At 73.6% G+C, this 16,224-nt stretch carries 6 protein-coding genes and 1 other RNA gene; 5 read left to right on the top strand and 2 right to left on the bottom strand.

Annotation, left to right across the window (positions count from 1 at the left end):
- Positions 1-26 precede the first annotated feature (26 nt).
- Positions 27-1,886 (top strand): BCCT family transporter, encoded by a 1,860-nt coding sequence (locus ASL10_RS08985; protein WP_082460307.1) that lies wholly within the window; start codon positions 27-29, stop codon positions 1,884-1,886.
- An 89-nt stretch (positions 1,887-1,975) separates the two neighbouring features.
- On the opposite strand, the gene ASL10_RS08980 is transcribed toward ASL10_RS08985, so the two are convergent.
- Positions 1,976-2,467 carry a GNAT family N-acetyltransferase gene (locus tag ASL10_RS08980; RefSeq protein WP_056046484.1) on the bottom strand — a complete coding sequence of 164 codons (492 nt, stop codon included), beginning with the start codon at positions 2,465-2,467 and terminating at the stop codon, positions 1,976-1,978.
- An 85-nt stretch (positions 2,468-2,552) separates the two neighbouring features.
- On the opposite strand from ASL10_RS08980, the gene pta reads away from it, so the two are divergent.
- Positions 2,553-4,700 (top strand): phosphate acetyltransferase, encoded by a 2,148-nt coding sequence (pta, locus tag ASL10_RS08975; protein WP_056046482.1) that lies wholly within the window; start codon positions 2,553-2,555, stop codon positions 4,698-4,700.
- Positions 4,697-5,890 (top strand): acetate/propionate family kinase, encoded by a 1,194-nt coding sequence (locus tag ASL10_RS08970; protein WP_056046480.1) that lies wholly within the window; start codon positions 4,697-4,699, stop codon positions 5,888-5,890. Before pta ends, ASL10_RS08970 begins: the two co-directional genes overlap by 4 nt.
- A 120-nt stretch (positions 5,891-6,010) precedes the next feature.
- On the opposite strand, the gene ASL10_RS08965 is transcribed toward ASL10_RS08970, so the two are convergent.
- Entirely contained in the window at positions 6,011-6,691 is a 681-nt protein-coding gene (locus ASL10_RS08965) for an SDR family oxidoreductase (RefSeq protein WP_056046478.1), read from the bottom strand.
- 54 nt (positions 6,692-6,745) lie between these two features.
- On the opposite strand from ASL10_RS08965, the gene ffs reads away from it, so the two are divergent.
- Positions 6,746-6,842, top strand: an RNA gene (ffs, locus tag ASL10_RS15570) — signal recognition particle sRNA small type.
- 401 nt (positions 6,843-7,243) lie between these two features.
- Positions 7,244-16,204, top strand: coding sequence for a choice-of-anchor G family protein (locus tag ASL10_RS08960; protein ID WP_056046476.1), 8,961 nt, complete (start codon positions 7,244-7,246; stop codon positions 16,202-16,204).
- Positions 16,205-16,224 lie beyond the last annotated feature (20 nt).

Raw genomic sequence — 16,224 nt, 5'->3', positions numbered from 1 at the left:
GGCCCCTCAACCGTCACCATGGAGGCATGGCCACGACAACTCCGCCCCCTTCCGGGCCCCCCGCCGACCATCCCGCTTCCCTGACGGAGACCGTCTCGACCACCCCTCAACTGCGCCGCTGGGTCTTCTGGCCAGCCGCCGTCGTCGTCCTCGGCTTCGTCGCCTACACCCTGATCGCGCCCGCCTCGGCCGAGGCGCTGTTCCTTGGCCTGCAGAGCGGCATCGTCCGCAACTTCAGCTGGTACTACGTCCTGATCGCCGCCTTCTTCGTCGGCTTCAGCCTGTTCCTCGGGTTCAGCAGGTTCGGTGGCATCAAGCTGGGCAAGGACAAGGACGAGCCCGAGTTCTCGACCGGCTCGTGGTTCGCGCTCCTCTTCGCCGCGGGCATGGGCATCGGCCTCGTCTTCTACGGCGTCTCCGAGCCCCTCAGCCACTTCGCCTCGCCACGACCGGGCGTCACCGGCACCGAGGACCAGCTCGCGCAGCAGGCCCTGACCCAGACCTTCCTCCACTGGGGGCTGCACGCCTGGGCCATCTACGTCGTCCTCGGACTCGCCCTCGCCTACGCGATCCACCGGAGGGGTCGTCCCGTCTCCATCCGCTGGGCCCTCGAGCCCCTCCTCGGCAACCGCGTCCGCGGGGGCTGGGGCAACCTGATCGACGTCATCGCCCTCGTCGGCACGCTGTTCGGCGTCGCGACCTCGCTCGGGCTCGGCGTCATCCAGATCGGCGCCGGCCTCGAGGCCGCGGGCATCGCCGACAGCAGCATCGTGAGCCAGATCGCGATCATCGCCGTCATCACGGCGGTCACCATCGTGTCGCTCGTCACCGGTGTGACCAAGGGCATGAAGATCCTCTCGAACTTCAACCTCATCCTCGCGGCCGCCCTGCTGCTGTTCATCCTGATCGTCGGACCCACGCAGTTCCTGTTGCGCGACTTCGTGCAGTCCATCGGCGCCTACCTGCAGAACGTCGTCGGCCTGTCCTTCAACGTGACCGCCCAGCAGGGCGCGGCCGGCGAGGAGTGGCAGGGCGCCTGGACCACGTTCTACTGGGGGTGGTGGATGTCGTGGGCGCCCTTCGTCGGCATCTTCATCGCCCGCATCTCGAAGGGCCGCACGGTCCGCCAGTTCGTCTTCGGCGTGCTGCTCGTCCCGACCGCCCTCACCTTCCTGTGGTTCGCCGTCCTCGGTGGTGCGGCCATCCACCAGCAGACCGACGGCTCGGGCGGCCTCGTCGGAGCCGACGGCTCGGTCGACGTCGAGGGGTCGCTCTTCGCCCTGCTCGGCGGCCTGCCCGCCGGGACGGTCCTGACGTTCGGCGCGATCCTGCTCATCGGCGTGTTCTTCGTCACCTCGTCGGACTCCGGATCGCTCGTCATGGCGATGATCGCGTCGGGCGGCGACATCGAGCCGAAGAACTGGCTCCGGGTGTTCTTCGCCCTGGTGGCCGCCCTGCTCGCCGTCGCGCTCCTCCTGACCGGCGGTCTGGACGCCCTGAAGACCGCGGCGATCACGACGGCGCTGCCGTTCAGCATCGTGCTGCTGTTGACCTGTTGGTCGACGATCATCGCCTTCACCCGCGAACGTCGTGCGTACGACAAGGCCGAGCGCGACGTCCTCCTGGAGCACGTCGGCGCGTACTACGGTCTCGAGGTCGACGCCCCGACCCAGGCCGGTGGCACACGACTCGCCCGCCCCTGGGAGGCGGTCAGACGCCGGGTCCGGGGTGGCCGTGACGGTTCCCCGGCGAGCCGGGCGACGTCCGCCTCGGCCGTCGTCGCCGAGCCTCCGCTCCAGGTCGACGTCGTGTCGCCCGACCCGGCCATCGACGGTCGGCTCGACACGCCCGGCGACACCGGACAGGACGGCTCGACCGGACGCTGACCCCGCCGCTCCACCCACGACGGGCGTCGTCTCCTCGGAGGCGCCGCCCGTCGTCGTCCCGGCGCCTCGTCGGTCCCGTCGCGCCCGGGTCAGGCCAGTCGGCGGATCATGTACCGGAGGTCGAGCCACTCGCCGAACTTCGTGCCGACCTCGCGCAGCACGCCGGCGTCCTCGAAGCCGAGCGACGCGTGCAGCCGCACCGACGCCTCGTTGCCCGCCTCGATCAGCGCCACCATGACGTGCAGCTCGTCCCGCGAGGCCCGCTCGACGAGTTCGGCCATCAGCGCTCGTCCGAGTCCCTTGCCCTGTTGCCCCGGACGCACGTAGACCGAGTTCTCGCAGGTGTGCCGGTAGCCGTCCTTGGCATGGAACGGCCCGTAGCTGCCGTAGCCGAGCACCTCGTCGCCGTCCACCGCGACGATCGCGCTGCGCCGCGCCTCCTGATGGCTGGTCAGCCACTCGCGCCGACCCTCGAGGGTCGGCGTGACGTCGGTCCAGATGGCCCGGGAGTGCGCCACGGCGTCGGCGTGGATCTCGAGGACGCCGGGCAGGTCGGTCTCGGTCGCGGTGCGGATCTGCATGCCGACGAGCCTAGGAGGTGTCTCGCGGCCTCCGCCAGCACGCTTCCCCGGCGGCTCGAAGGCTGCCGCCCGTAGGCTGGCGACCGTGTCGACACGCATCTACATCACCTCTGCCGAAGGCCACACGGGCAAGTCCACGATCGCCCTGGGCGTGCTCGACACGCTCAGTCACGAGGTGGGCCGGGTGGGGGTGTTCCGACCCGTCGCCCGCTCGACCGACGAGCGCGACTACGTGCTCGAACTCCTGCTGTCGCACGACAGCGTCGACCTGGCCTACGACGAGTGCGTCGGCGTCAGCTACGACGCGGTGCACGCCGATCCCGATGCCGCCCTCGCCACCATCGTGAGCCGCTTCGCCGCCGTCGAGCGGCAGTGCGACGCGGTCGTGGTGATCGGTTCCGACTACACCGACGTCGGCAGCCCCACCGAGCTGTCGTACAACGCCCGCATCGCGGCCAACCTCGGCGCGCCCGTGCTGCTGGTGCTCGGCGGCCGCAGCGCCGACGGCCAGACGCGGCGCTCGGGCGCCGACATGCGCCAGGTCGCCGAACTGACCACCGCCGAGCTGCGTTCCGAGCACGCGAGCCTGCTGGCGGTCGTCGCCAACCGGGTCGACCCCGACCACCTCGACGAGGTCGTCGACGGCATCGGCCACGCCCTCGAGGCGTCACCCACCGGGCGGGTCCCGATCTGGACGCTGCCGGAAGATCGCGTCCTCGTCGCTCCGACGATGCGCGCCGTGCTGCAGGCCACCGGTGCGACCCTGCTGCGCGGCGACGACGCCCTGCTCGACCGCGAGGCGCTCGGCGTCGTCGTGGCAGCCATGTCGATGGAGAACGTGCTGCCGCGACTCACCGAGGGTGCCGTCGTCGTGGTGCCGGGCGACCGCTCGGACGTGCTCGTCGCGACGGTGCTCGCCCACGCCTCCGAGACCTTCCCGTCGCTCGCCGGCATCGTGCTCAACGGCGGGTTCGCCCTCGCCCCGCAGGTCGAGCGCCTGCTCGAAGGGCTCGACAGCCCGCTGCCGATCGCGACCACGAGCACCGGCACCTACGACACGGCCCTCGCCATCACCCAGACCCGCGGGCGCCTCGCCGCCGACTCGCCGCGCAAGTACGACCTCGCCCTGGCCCTCTTCGAGACGCACGTCGACGGGGCCGAGCTGTTGCGCCTCCTGCAGGTCAGCCCGTCCGGGGTGGTGACGCCCCTGATGTTCGAGTACCAGCTGCTCGAGCGGGCGCGGGGCGCGCAGAAGCACATCGTCATGCCCGAGGGCGACGACGACCGGGTGCTGCGGGCCGCGTCCACCCTGTTGCAGCGCGGCGTCGCCGCCATCACGTTGCTCGGCGACGAGACGGCCATCCGCGCCCGGGGCGCCGAGCTCGGTCTCGACCTCGCCACCGCCCGCGTGCTCGACCCGTTCGACCCCAGCCTGCAAGTGCTCTTCGCGACCGAGTACGCCAAGCTGCGGGCCCACAAGGGCATCGCGGTCTCCCAGGCGATGGACACCGTGACCGACGTCTCGTACTTCGGCACGATGATGGTGAAGCTCGGCCTCGCCGACGGCATGGTGTCGGGCGCCAAGCACACCACGGCGCACACCATCCGGCCCGCCTTCGAGGTCATCAAGACGCTGCCCGACGTCGGCGTCGTGTCGAGCGTGTTCCTCATGGCGCTCGCCGACCGGGTGCTGGTCTACGGCGACTGCGCCGTCATCCCCGACCCGACCGCCGAGCAACTCGCCGACATCGCGATCTCGTCGGCGCAGACCGCACAGCAGTTCGGCATCGAGCCCCGCGTCGCCATGTTGAGCTACAGCACGGGCGACAGCGGCTCGGGTGCGGACGTCGAGAAGGTCCGCGCCGCCACGGTACTCGTCCGCGAACGCCGACCCGACCTGCTCGTCGAGGGGCCGATCCAGTACGACGCCGCGGCCGACCCGACGGTGGCCGCCGCCAAGATGCCGGAGTCCGAGGTCGCCGGTCGGGCGACGGTGTTCATCTTCCCCGACCTCAACACGGGCAACAACACCTACAAGGCCGTGCAGCGCAGTGCGGGTGCGGTCGCGATCGGCCCCATCCTGCAGGGCCTCCGCAAGCCGATCAACGACCTGTCCCGCGGGGCTCTCGTCGGCGACATCGTCAACACCGTCGCCATCACGGCCATCCAGGCCGGCACGCAGGCCGCAGCCGCCGCCGGCACCGTCACCAGCACCGAAGGAGCCTCCTCGTGAGCACCGTCCTCGTCGTCAACTCCGGCTCGTCGTCGTTCAAGTACCAGCTGATCGAGCTCGAGGGCGAGCGCACGCTCGCGAGCGGTCTCGTCGAGCGCATCGGCGAGGACGTCGGGTCGACCCGTCACCGCAACGAGGTCACGGGCGACGAGACCCGCAACGACACCCAGCCGATCGCCGACCACGCCGCCGGCTTCGCCGCGATGCTGACCGCCTTCGAGGCGCACGGCCCGTCCTTCGCCGAGTACCCGCCGGTCGCGGTGGGCCACCGCGTCGTCCACGGCGGAGAGGAGTTCGACCGCGCGACGGTCGTCACGCCCGACGTCGAGAAGGCGATCGACCGCCTGTCGGCCCTCGCCCCGCTGCACAACCCGGCCAACCTGCAGGGCATCCGCGCGGCCCGGGAGGCCTTCCCCGACGTCCCCCACGTCGCGGTCTTCGACACGGCGTTCCACCAGACGCTCGCCCCCGCCGCCTACACCTACGCGATCGACGCCGAGCTGGCGAAGAAGCACCACGTTCGTCGCTTCGGCTTCCACGGCACGTCGCACAAGTACGTGAGCGAGAAGACCGCCGAGTTCCTCGGTCGCCCCCTGGCCGAGCTGAAGACCATCGTGCTGCACCTCGGCAACGGCGCGTCGGCCGCCGCGATCGACGGCGGACGGTCCATCGACACGAGCATGGGCATGACGCCCCTCGAGGGGCTCGTCATGGGCACGCGCTCGGGCGACATCGATCCCGCCGCCGTGTTCCACCTCCACCGTGAGGCGGGACTCGACTTCGCCGAGCTCGAGACGTTGCTCAACAAGGGCAGCGGGCTGCTCGGCCTCACCGGCAGCGGCGACATGCGCGACGTGCAGGACAGCGCGTCCCGGGGCGACGCCGTGTCCGAGGCGGCGCTGGCCGTCTACCGGCACCGCCTGCGGCACTACATCGGTGCCTACGTCGCCCAGCTCGGGGGACTCGACGCCGTCGTCTTCACGGCAGGGGTCGGCGAGAACAACGCCCTGCTGCGTCGTCGGACGCTCCTGGGCCTGGAGTTCTTCGGCATCCACGTCGACGACGACCGCAACGAACTCGCGTCCCGCGAGGCGCGGTACATCTCGCCCGAGGGGTCGAGGGTGTCCGTCCTCGTCGTCCCCACGAACGAAGAACTCGAGATCGCGCGACAGGCCGCCGCCCTCAGCTGAGGCGTCTGCGGGTGCACGACCCGACCGACCCTCAGACGTGGGAGAGCCCCGGTGCGCTGGTCGCGCCTCCGGGGCTCTCGTCCGTCACTCCGTGGTCGGGGGACGACCAGGAGGCGCGGGTCAGTACTTGATGGTCGCCAGCGCGTCCGAGACGGTGACGTCGCCCGAGACGGCCTCGAACTGCGTCTTGACGGCGGTGCCCTCGATCAGCGCGGTGGCGATGATCTCGGCCACGTCCGCGCGGGGGATGCTGCCGCGCTCGACGGTCGTGCCGACCGTGACCTGGCCGGTGCCGGCGTCGTCGGTCAGGCCACCGGGACGGACGATCGTCCAGTCCAGACCCTCGCGACGGCGGAGGTCGGCGTCGGCCTCGCTCTTCGCACGCATGTACACCTGGTACACGTCGTCGTCGTTCGCGGCGGGCAGCTCGGCCCGCGCCGGGTCGAAGTCGTCCGTGCCGATGGCCGAGACCATGACGTAGCGCGTGACGCCCGCCTTCTCGGCGGCGTCGGCCAGGAGGACGGCCCCGTCGCGGTCGATGGTCAGCTTGCGCTCGGCGCCGCTGCTGCCGCCGCCGCCCGCGGCGAACACGACGGCGTCGGCCCCGTCGAGGTGGCCGGCGAGCGTGTCGACGTCGGTCCGTTCGAGGTCGAGGACGAGGGCACGGGCCCCCGCGGCCTCGAGGTCGGCGGTGTGGTCGGGGTTGCGGACGATGCCGACGGGGTCGTGCCCGGCGTCGGCGAGTCGGCGTTCGAGGAGCTGGGCGATCTTGCCGTGTCCTCCGGCGATGACGATTCTCATGCCCCCAGGCAACACCCCGGGTCGCGGCGACCACTCAGTTGCCGCTAAACTCGTCGAGGCTCCTCACGTGGCGTCATCCAGGCCAATTCCCCCAGGGCAGAAATGCAGCAAGGGTAACCGGGCTCTGACGGGTGCGTGAGGGGTCATTTCTCTTTTGGGGGCCGAAGGCCCCGTGGCCCCCCTTCGTGGGGTGCGCGATCCGCGCGATGCCCCCTATGCTCGGCATCACGACGAGACCGAACCAGCTCGTCGGGAGCGATCAACCACCGCTCCGGCCGCACCCCTCACCACGGTGCGACCACGCGCGACGGCGCCGTCGCACCCGCACCACACGATCAGGATCAGGACCGATGAGCCCCTCACCACGGCACGTCAGCAGCACCCGCACCAGGCGAACGAGCCCGCGCACCGCGCGGTAGTCCCGTTCGCCTCGCCGTCGTCCCCGGGCGGCGACGCGGCGACGACACAACAGAACAGCAGCACCTCCCGCCTCACCAGCGGGAGTTCTTCGGATCAGGCGGCGGGCTCGTCCCGTCAGGAAGAGGCACACCCATGCGAAGCCAGACGATCGAGCGTCCCCGGCGCTCCCACGCGTCCCGCGCACTGAAGGCGACGGCGGCCGCCGTCGTCGCGGCGGTCGTCGGCGCGCTCGTCGTCGTCGTCCCCGCGCAGGCGGCCACGACCGACCGCAGCGAGGCCGAGGCGTCGCTCGTCGGCGGAACGGGCATCGTCGCGCTCGACCAGGTCGCCGCACTCGGCGGGGCCTACTCGGCCTTCGGCACCACGCAGAACCCGCCGACGTCGCGCAACCCGCTGAACCTCACCGCCGTCAACGCGCTCACGGTCGGTCTGGGCAACGGCATCCGCCTCCTCGGGGGCAACGGGCTGCTCACCCTCGGCGTCGACGGTCAGTACGCGAACGCCACCGCGACCGGCGCCACCGCCTCGGCCGGTCTCATCGCCCAGGACGGCTCGATCGCCGTCGGCGACGGCAGCCCGGCCCAGCAGACCACCCTCCGTCTCCAGCCGCTGCTCGCCCAGGTGCCCGCCACGCAGGGCGTCCTCAGCGACGTGACCCTGCAGCTCGGCGCGCTCTCGTCGCAGATCACCCAGCAGCGGGGCGCCACCGCCACCACGCCCACGACGGCCTACCAGGTCGCCGGTGCCCGCTACACCCTCACGAGCCCCGCGGTCGCGGGCGTCACCTCCTCGCTCCGCACCACGGTGACCGGTCTCGGGTCGACGGTCGACGCGGTCGGCGGTTCCGCCGCGCTGACGAACGCCGTGGCCCCCGTCACCGCACCGCTCGTCGGCCTCGTCAACGCACTCCCCCTCGCCAGTGCCGGCCAGCCCACCGTCGTCGTCCGCGGCGGGGTCGACCTGACGTCGACCCTCGACACCGAGTTGGCGCGTCCGCTCACCTCGGGCATCGTGACCCTCACCCCGTCGACCGGGGAGATCGTCATCGACCTGCAGGCACTGAACGGGCTGCCGGCGAACAGCGACCTGCTCAGCCCGGCCACGCTCACGGCCGTGACGGCCGGCCTGACCGACATCCTGCAGAACCAGCTCCCGACGAACCTCGTCGCCGCGGCGAACGCCGCCATCCGGTCGACCGCGCTGACCGTCGACCTGCAGGTCCCCGTGCGTCTCGCGGGGGCGAACCTGACGCTCGGGGCCACCACGACGACGACGGTCGGTCAGCTCATCGACGGCACGACCCCGGCCGCCGCCACGGTCGTCACCGCACCCCTCGGCCTGGGCGTGCTGACGGGAGCGGTCACGACCCTCGTCACCACGTCCCTCCTGCCGACCGTGGGCGGCCTCTACTCGCCCCTGGTGAACGGCACGGCGCTCGCCGCCACGACGACCAGCCTGCGCACCACGACCGCCGCGGTCGTCACGACCCTCGCGCCTCTCACGACGCTGCTCAACCAGCTCGTCCGCGTCACGATCAACGCCCAGGACGGCGCGGGCTTCCGCGACGGCCGAGGCACCGACGCCGGCTCGAGCTCCGTCCACGCGGTCAGCCTCTCGGTCCTCCCGCTGGTGAACGCGTCCCGGGTCGACCTCGCGACCTCCACCGTCCGCGCCGCGGCCCTCGCCCCCCTCAGCATCGCCACGCCCACCGCCGGGCAGGTGTTCGTCGTCCCGGCCTCCCCGGGCGCCACGCGCAGCGTCGTGCTGACCGGTGCCGGCGAGCCCGGCGCCACCGTCACGGTCGACCTCGGTGCCGGTCTCACGGGCACCGGCACGGTCGCCGCGGACGGCAGCTGGAGCGTGACCGTCGCGAACGTGCCCGCAGGGGCCTACAGCGCCTCCGTGACCCAGGCCCTCGGCACCGCGACCACCGGCCCGGTCACGCGGGACTTCACCGTCGTCGCGCAGCAGCCGCTCGTCGTCACCACGCCCACCGCCGGACGCGTCTTCACGGTCCTCGACGCCGACTCCACGACGCCCGTGATCGTCTCGGGCACCGCGACCCCCACGGCCACCGTCGCCGTCGACCTGGGCGGCGGCCGCACGGCCACGGCCCTCGTCGCCGCGGACGGCACCTGGTCGACGACCGTCCCGGGCGTGCCCGTCGGCGGCTACACCGCGTCGGTGACCCAAGCCCTCGGTGGAGACGTCTCCGCCGCCGTGACGCGCGCCTTCAGCGTCGTCGCCGGCACGGGCCTGACCATCACGAGCCCGACCTCCGGCACGCAGTACCGTCTGCCCGGAGCCGACTCCACGCGTGACGTCACCGTCTCGGGTGCCGGGCAGGCCGGGGCCCCGGTCGCCGTCACCCTCGGCGGCGGCCGCGACCTCACCACGACGGTCGCCCCCAACGGCACCTGGTCCGTGACCTTCCCGGCCCTGCCGGTCGCCACCTACACGGCCACCGCGACGCAGACGGTGGGAGGCGCGGTGTCCGCCCCGCAGACCACCGACTTCACCCTCCTGGCCGCGACCGGCGTGACGATCTCGACGCCGGCGCCCGGTGCGACCCTCACGGTCGCCGACGCCACCTCGACCACCCCGGTCACGGTGACGGGAGCCGCCGAGCCGAACGCCCCCGTCCGCGTGGACCTGGGCGACGGCTACGTGGCCACGACCACGGCCGACGCCACGGGCGCCTGGTCGGCCACCGTGTCGTCCGTGCCCGTCGGGCCCCGGACGATCAGCGTCACGCAGACGGTCGCGGGCGTGGTCTCGGTGCCGGTCACGCAGCCGCTGACGGTCGCCGCCGGTGCGCCGCTCGACATCCTCGCCCCGGCCGAGGGCACCACGGTGCGCGTCGCCGACAGCGCCTCCTTGTCCACGCTGACCGTCTCGGGCACCGCCCAGGTCGGCGCCGACGTCCGCGTCGACCTCGGTGACGGCCTCACCGGCCGGGTCACGGCGGACGCCACGACCGGCGCCTGGTCGGTGGACGTCGCCGGCGTGCCCGTCGGTCAGCGCACGATCTCGGCGACGCAGACCGTCGGCGGCACCGTGTCGCCTGCGCAGACGCGCGTCGTGACGATCGTCGCCGGGACCCCGGTCGCCATCTCGACGCCGGCCCCCGGGGCCACGATCCCGATCGTCGGCGGCACCACGGCCGACGTGACCGTCACCGGCACGGCCGACCCGGGGGCGACCGTCACGGTCGGCCTCGGTGCCGGCTTCGAGGTGCCTGCCACGGTCGACCCCGCCACGGGCGCCTGGACCGCCGTCATCCCCGACGTCCCCGCCGGTGTCCGCACGCTCGGTGCGACTCAGACCCTCGGCGGGACCACCTCGGCACCGGTGACCCAGCCGCTGACGATCGCGCAGGGCACGCCCCTGGCCGTCACGGCACCGCTCGACGGCGCCGAGTACTTCGTCCCGGGACCGCAGGACACGACGCCCGTCGTCGTCTCGGGCACGGGCCAGGTCGGGGCGACCGTCGAGGTCGACCTCGGCGACGGCCTCGTCGGCCAGGTGGTCGTCCCGGTCTCGGGCCAGTGGTCCGTCACGGTCGACGGCGTCCCGGTCGGTCCGCACACGGTCTCGGTGACCCAGAGCATCAACGGCTCCACCTCGGACGCCGACACGCGGGACGTCCTGGTCAGCGTCGGCGGCGACGTCGTCATCACGGCGCCCGTCCCCGGCACCCGTCTGGTCGTCGCCGACGACCAGGGGACCGCACCGGTCACCATCGCGGGCACCGGCGTGGCGGGTCTGCCCGTCACCGTCACGGTGGACGGCGTCGGCCGGGCCCCGGTCGCCACGAACGCGCAGGGTGCCTGGTCCCTCGTCCTGACCGGGGTCGCCGTCGGCGACCACGTCGTGGGCGCGAGCCAGCAGCAGGGCCCCGACCTCCTCGAGGCCGAGCCGACGGACTTCTCGGTGGTCTCGGCCGAGGCCGACCTCTCCATCACCGCACCCGGTGACGGCGACGTCGTCACGGTCGCCGGCGCCGACAGCACCACCGCCGTCGTCGTGACCGGGACGGCCTACCCCGGTGCGTCCGTCGAGGTCACCCTGGCCGGCGTGGTGGTCCCGACGACCGCCGGGCCCGACGGGCTCTGGTCCGTCACGGTCCCGGGCGTCCCCGTGGGTGACCAGGTCGCCTCCGCGACCCAGACGGTCGGTGGCACGACGACCACCGAGCCCGTCACCCGGGCCTTCGAGATCGTCTCCGGGGCCGACGTGGTCATCACGACGCCCGCCGCCGACATCCGCTACGTCGTCGCCTCGCCCGCGGCCACGCAGGACGTCCCGGTCGCCGGCACCGCCCAGCCGGGCGCACGGATCACCGTGACCCTCGACGGCGCCGAGGTCGGCAGCACCCTCGCCGACCCCGTCACCGGGGCCTGGGCGGTCACGCTCGTCGGCGTCGGCGTCGGAGAGCGCGTCCTCGGGGCCTCACAGGCGGTGCGGGACACCGTCCAGCAGGCCGACACGCGCGTCGTGACGATCGACCCGGCCGCCCCGCTGACCATCGTCGCCCCGGCCGACGGCGTCCCGATCGTCCTCGCCGACCCGTCCTCGACCACGACGCTCGTCGTGTCGGGCCAGGCCGAGCCGGGCGCGGTCGTCCGCGTCGACCTCGGCGACGGCTTCACCGACACGGTCACTTCCGGCACCACGACGGGTGCCTGGACGGTGTCCTTCGCCGGGGTGCCCGTGGGCACGCGGACCGTCACCGCCACCCAGACCGTGGGCACCTCGGTCTCGGCTCCCGAGACCCGAGTGGTCCGCATCCTCGCCGGCGACCCGCTCGTCGTCCTGACCCCCGCCGACGGTTCCGTCGTCGACGTGGCCGGGCCCGAGGTCGTGACCACGGTGACCGTCTCCGGCACCGCCGCGGCGGGAGCCACGGTCGACGTGGTCCTCGATCCCGCGACGGGCGCCGACCTCGCCGCCACGACGACGGCCGACGCGGCCACGGGCCGGTGGTCCGTGGACGTCCCGGGCGTGCCCGTGGGCGCGGCCGACCTGTCGGTGACGCAGAGCATCGGCGGCACCACCTCCCCGGCGCAGGAGAGCTCGTTCGAGATCCGCGCGGCCGCCCCGGTCGTCATCGTCGACCCGGACGACACCGTGTTCACGGTGCTCGACCCGGCCGGCACCGTGGACGTCCCCGTCTCGGGCACGGCGTCCCCGGGCGCCCCGGTCTCGGTCCGACTGAACGGGGGAGCGGCCGTCACCACGACCGCCGACCCGACGTCCGGCGACTGGTCCGTCCTCTTCGCCGACCTGCCGACCGCCGTCTACCAGGTGACGGCGTCGCAGACCGTGGCCGGCACGACCTCGACCCCCGTCGCGGCCGGGTTCCGGATCGTGGTCGGTCCCGGGTTGGAGGTCCTGCAGCCCGAGCCCGGTGACGTCGTGACCGTCGCCGACGCGACCGCCTCGACGGCCGTCACGGTCAGCGGCACGGCCGCACCCGGGGCGACCGTCCGCGTCGACCTCGGCGACGACCTCGTGGCCTCGACGATCGCCGACCCGACCACCGGCGCCTGGAGCGTCGTCGTGGCCGGCGTCACGGTCGGCGAGCGCACGCTCACCGCCACCCAGGCGCTCGGCACCTCGGTGTCGCCCGCCGTCACCCAACCCCTCTCGGTGGTCTCCGCCGCCGCGGTCGTCATCGAGGCCCCGGCCGTCGGGACCGTCGTGGCGGTGGCGACGCCGGACGCGACGACCGACCTGGTCGTGTCGGGCACGGCCGAGCCGGGCGCCTCGATCGCCGTCGACCTCGGCGACGACCTGACCGGCACGGTCACGGCCGACGGCACGACCGGCGCGTGGAGCGTCACCGTGCCGGGCGTCCCGGTCGGCGACCGCACCATCGCGGTCACGCAGACCGTCGACGGCTCGACCTCGACCCCGGTCACGCGGGACGTGTCGATCGTCGTGGCCCCCGCCGCGCCCGCGATCGTCACCCCCACCCCCGGTGCGACGGTCTCCCTGCTCGACCCGGCCGGCACCACGTCGGTCGTCGTCTCGGGCACCGGTGAGCCCGGCGCCACCATCGCCGTCTCGCTCGGCACGGGCCTCACGGCCGGCGCCACCGTCGGGCCCGAGGGTGACTGGCAGACGACCGTCGACGGAGTCCCCGTCGGCGACTACACCCTGACCGCCACGCAGACGATCCGAGGCGCGACCTCGGCCGCGGCGACGCAACCGTTCACGGTCGCGGCGGCAGCGGGTCTCGTCGTCGACCGGCCCACCGACGGCACGACGGTCGTCGTGCTCGCCGCGGGCGACACCGCCCCGGTGGTCGCGTCCGGCACGGCCCAGCCCGGAGCGACCGTCACGGTCGACCTCGGTGACGGCCTGGTCGGGACCGTCGTGGCCGACCCGACGACCGGCGCCTGGAGCGTCACGGTCGACGGCGTCCCGGTCGGCGGCCGCACCGCCTCGGTCACCCAGACCGTCGACGGCGTCGTGTCGACCCCGATCACGCGGGACGTGTCGGTCGTCGTGGCCGCCCCGGTGACGATCACCTCGCCGCCCGCCGGGTCGTCGATCGTCGTCCGTGACGCCGACGACGCCACCGACGTCACGGTCACCGGCACGGGTCAGCCCGGCGCCACGGTCGTGGTCGCGGTGGGCGACGACCTCTCCGAGACGACGACGGTGACCCCCGAGGGCACCTGGACCGTCACGGTGGGCGACGTGCCCGTCGGCTCGTACCCGGTCGTCGTGACGCAGACGGTGCCGGCCGGTTCGACGACTCCCGCCACCCAACAGCTCGACGTGGTGGTCGGCACCCCGGTCACCATCACCGAGCCCGCCCCGGGTGCCACGGTCGTCGTCCTCGACGGCCGGACGACGCCGGTCACGGTGTCGGGCACCGCCCAGCCCGGCGCGACCGTCACGGTCTCGCTCGGTGGCGACCTGACCCAGGCCGTCACGGCCGACCCGACGACGGGGGCGTGGACCACGACCTTCGACGCGGTGCCGGTGGGTGCCGGACCGATCTCGGTGGTGCAGCAGTACGGCACCGTCACGACGGTCCCCGTGACCCAGCCGTTCGCGGTGGTCGCGGCAGACCCGATCCGGATCACCGACCCGGCGACGGGCACGCGCCTCCTCGTGCCGTCCGCCGCCTCGACGGTGGACCTGCCGGTGTCCGGTTCGGCCCAGGCCGGCGCGACCGTCGCGGTGACGCTCGACGACGGCACGGCCGTCACGGTCGACGTGGACGACGACGGCGACTGGTCGACCACCTTCGCGGGGGTCGGCGTGGGCGAGCACGTGGTGTCCGCGACGCAGACCGTCGGCGGGGTCGAGTCGGCTCCGGTCACGACCACGGTCGTGGTCGAGGCCGCCGCGACGCTCACGATCACGGCACCGACCGACGGCCAGCAGTACCAGGCGGGCGACGCCGGCACCGCGCCGGTCGTCGTCCGTGGCCAGGGGCAGCCGGGCGCACCCGTCGCCGTCACGGTCGACGGGGGAGACCCCGTCACCACGACGGTCGACGCCTCGGGCTCGTGGCAGGTGCCGGTCGTGCTCGGCACCGGGACGCACACGGTCTCGGCCGTGCAGACCATCGGAGGCGCCACGAGCGCTCCCGTCGAGGTCTCGGTGGTCGTCGTGCCCGTCCCGGCCGACCCCGCCGCCGCGCCCACCATCACCTCGCCGGCCGACGGACAGCTCGTCGTCGACACCGACGGTGACGGCTTCGTCGACCTGCCGGTCACCGGAACGGGCGAGCCCGGAGCGACCGTCACCGTCTCCGTCGGCGGCATCACGCAGACGGCCACCGTCACCGACGGGGGCACCTGGTCGGTGACCCTGCCGGCGGTCCCGGTCGGCACCCGCACCGTGATCGTCGAACAGACGGTCGGCGGCGTCGTCACCGGCAGCGCGTCGGTCGACGTCACCCTCGCCCCCGCGGCCGAGGTCGCGCCGCTCGTGGTCACCTCGCCCGAACAGGGCTCGATCCTGCCGGCGGGCACGGCGGGGACGGCGGACGTCCTGGTCGGCGGTTCGGCCCAGCCGAACGCCTCGGTGGCCGTCAGCATCGACGGCGGCCTCCCGGTCGTGGTCGACGTGGACGCCGACGGCGCCTGGTCCACCACCCTGGTGGGGGTCGAACAGGGGCAGCACACCCTGTCCGTGACCCAGACCGTGGGAGGCGCGGTGTCGGCCCCCGAGACCGTCGTGTTCACGGTCTCGCCGGCCGCGAGCACCGACGCCGTCGTCATCACCTCGCCGGCACCCGGCGCGTTGATCGCCGACGTCGACGGGAACGGCCTCGAGGACGTCACGGTGACGGGCACCGGCACACCCGGTGCGCTCGTCACGGTGGATCTCGGCGGCGGGCCGACGCAGTCGGCGACGGTCGGGGCCGACGGCACCTGGGCGGTCGACTTCACGGACGTCCCGGTCGGCGCCTACGTCGTCACGGCGACGCAGACCGCGGACGCGGGCACGACCACGGTGAGCCAGGACCTCCTGATCGCCTCGGTCGACCCCGTGGTGATCACCAGCCCGGTGGCCGGCTCGGTCCTGCAGGCCGGAACCGGCGGCACGACGCCCGTGACGGTCGTCGGGACGGCGGAACCCGGTGCCACGGTGACGGTGCAGCTCGACGACGGCACCGCGCAGGTCGTCCAGGCCGACCCCGGGACGGGGAGCTGGACGGTCGTCCTCGCGGGCGTCGCCGTCGGACCCCACGTGGTCGCCGCGACCGAGACGATCGCGGGCGCCACGTCGGCCCCGGTCACCACCGGGTTCACCGTCGCGGCGGCCAGCGGGACCCCGGGCACGCCGGGCGACCCGGGAACTCCCGGGACGCCCGGGACCCCGGGGACCCCTGGCACCCCCGGCTTCCCGGGTCTGCCCGGATCGGGTGGCGGCACCGGCACCGGCACCGGTAACGGCACCGGCACCGGTGGGGGAGCGGTCCCGACCGGCTCCGTCTCGGGCCTGGCGTACACGGGGTCGGACGCCCTCGGCTGGTTCTCGCTCGCGGCCTTCGCCTTGCTGATCGGCCTCGGCCTCGTGTCGGCGACCAGGGTCCGCCGTCGCGCGAGGGGGTCCGCCGAGTAGTCCACCCCGGCCGGGAGCCG

It is taken from the genome of Frigoribacterium sp. Leaf8 (assembly GCF_001421165.1).
Classification (GTDB): domain Bacteria; phylum Actinomycetota; class Actinomycetes; order Actinomycetales; family Microbacteriaceae; genus Frigoribacterium.
Note: the sequence above shows the minus strand (reverse complement) of the source record. Positions and strands in the feature narration are given on the sequence as shown.

Bases quoted from the DNA above. Each gene is read 5' to 3' on its own strand.
- ASL10_RS08985 (WP_082460307.1), top strand. From the start codon at position 27: ATGGCCACGACAACTCCGCCCCCTTCCGGGCCCCCCGCCGACCATCCC.
- ASL10_RS08980 (WP_056046484.1), bottom strand. From the start codon at position 2,467: ATGCAGATCCGCACCGCGACCGAGACCGACCTGCCCGGCGTCCTCGAG.
- ASL10_RS08965 (WP_056046478.1), bottom strand. From the start codon at position 6,691: ATGAGAATCGTCATCGCCGGAGGACACGGCAAGATCGCCCAGCTCCTC.
- ASL10_RS08960 (WP_056046476.1), top strand. From the start codon at position 7,244: ATGCGAAGCCAGACGATCGAGCGTCCCCGGCGCTCCCACGCGTCCCGC.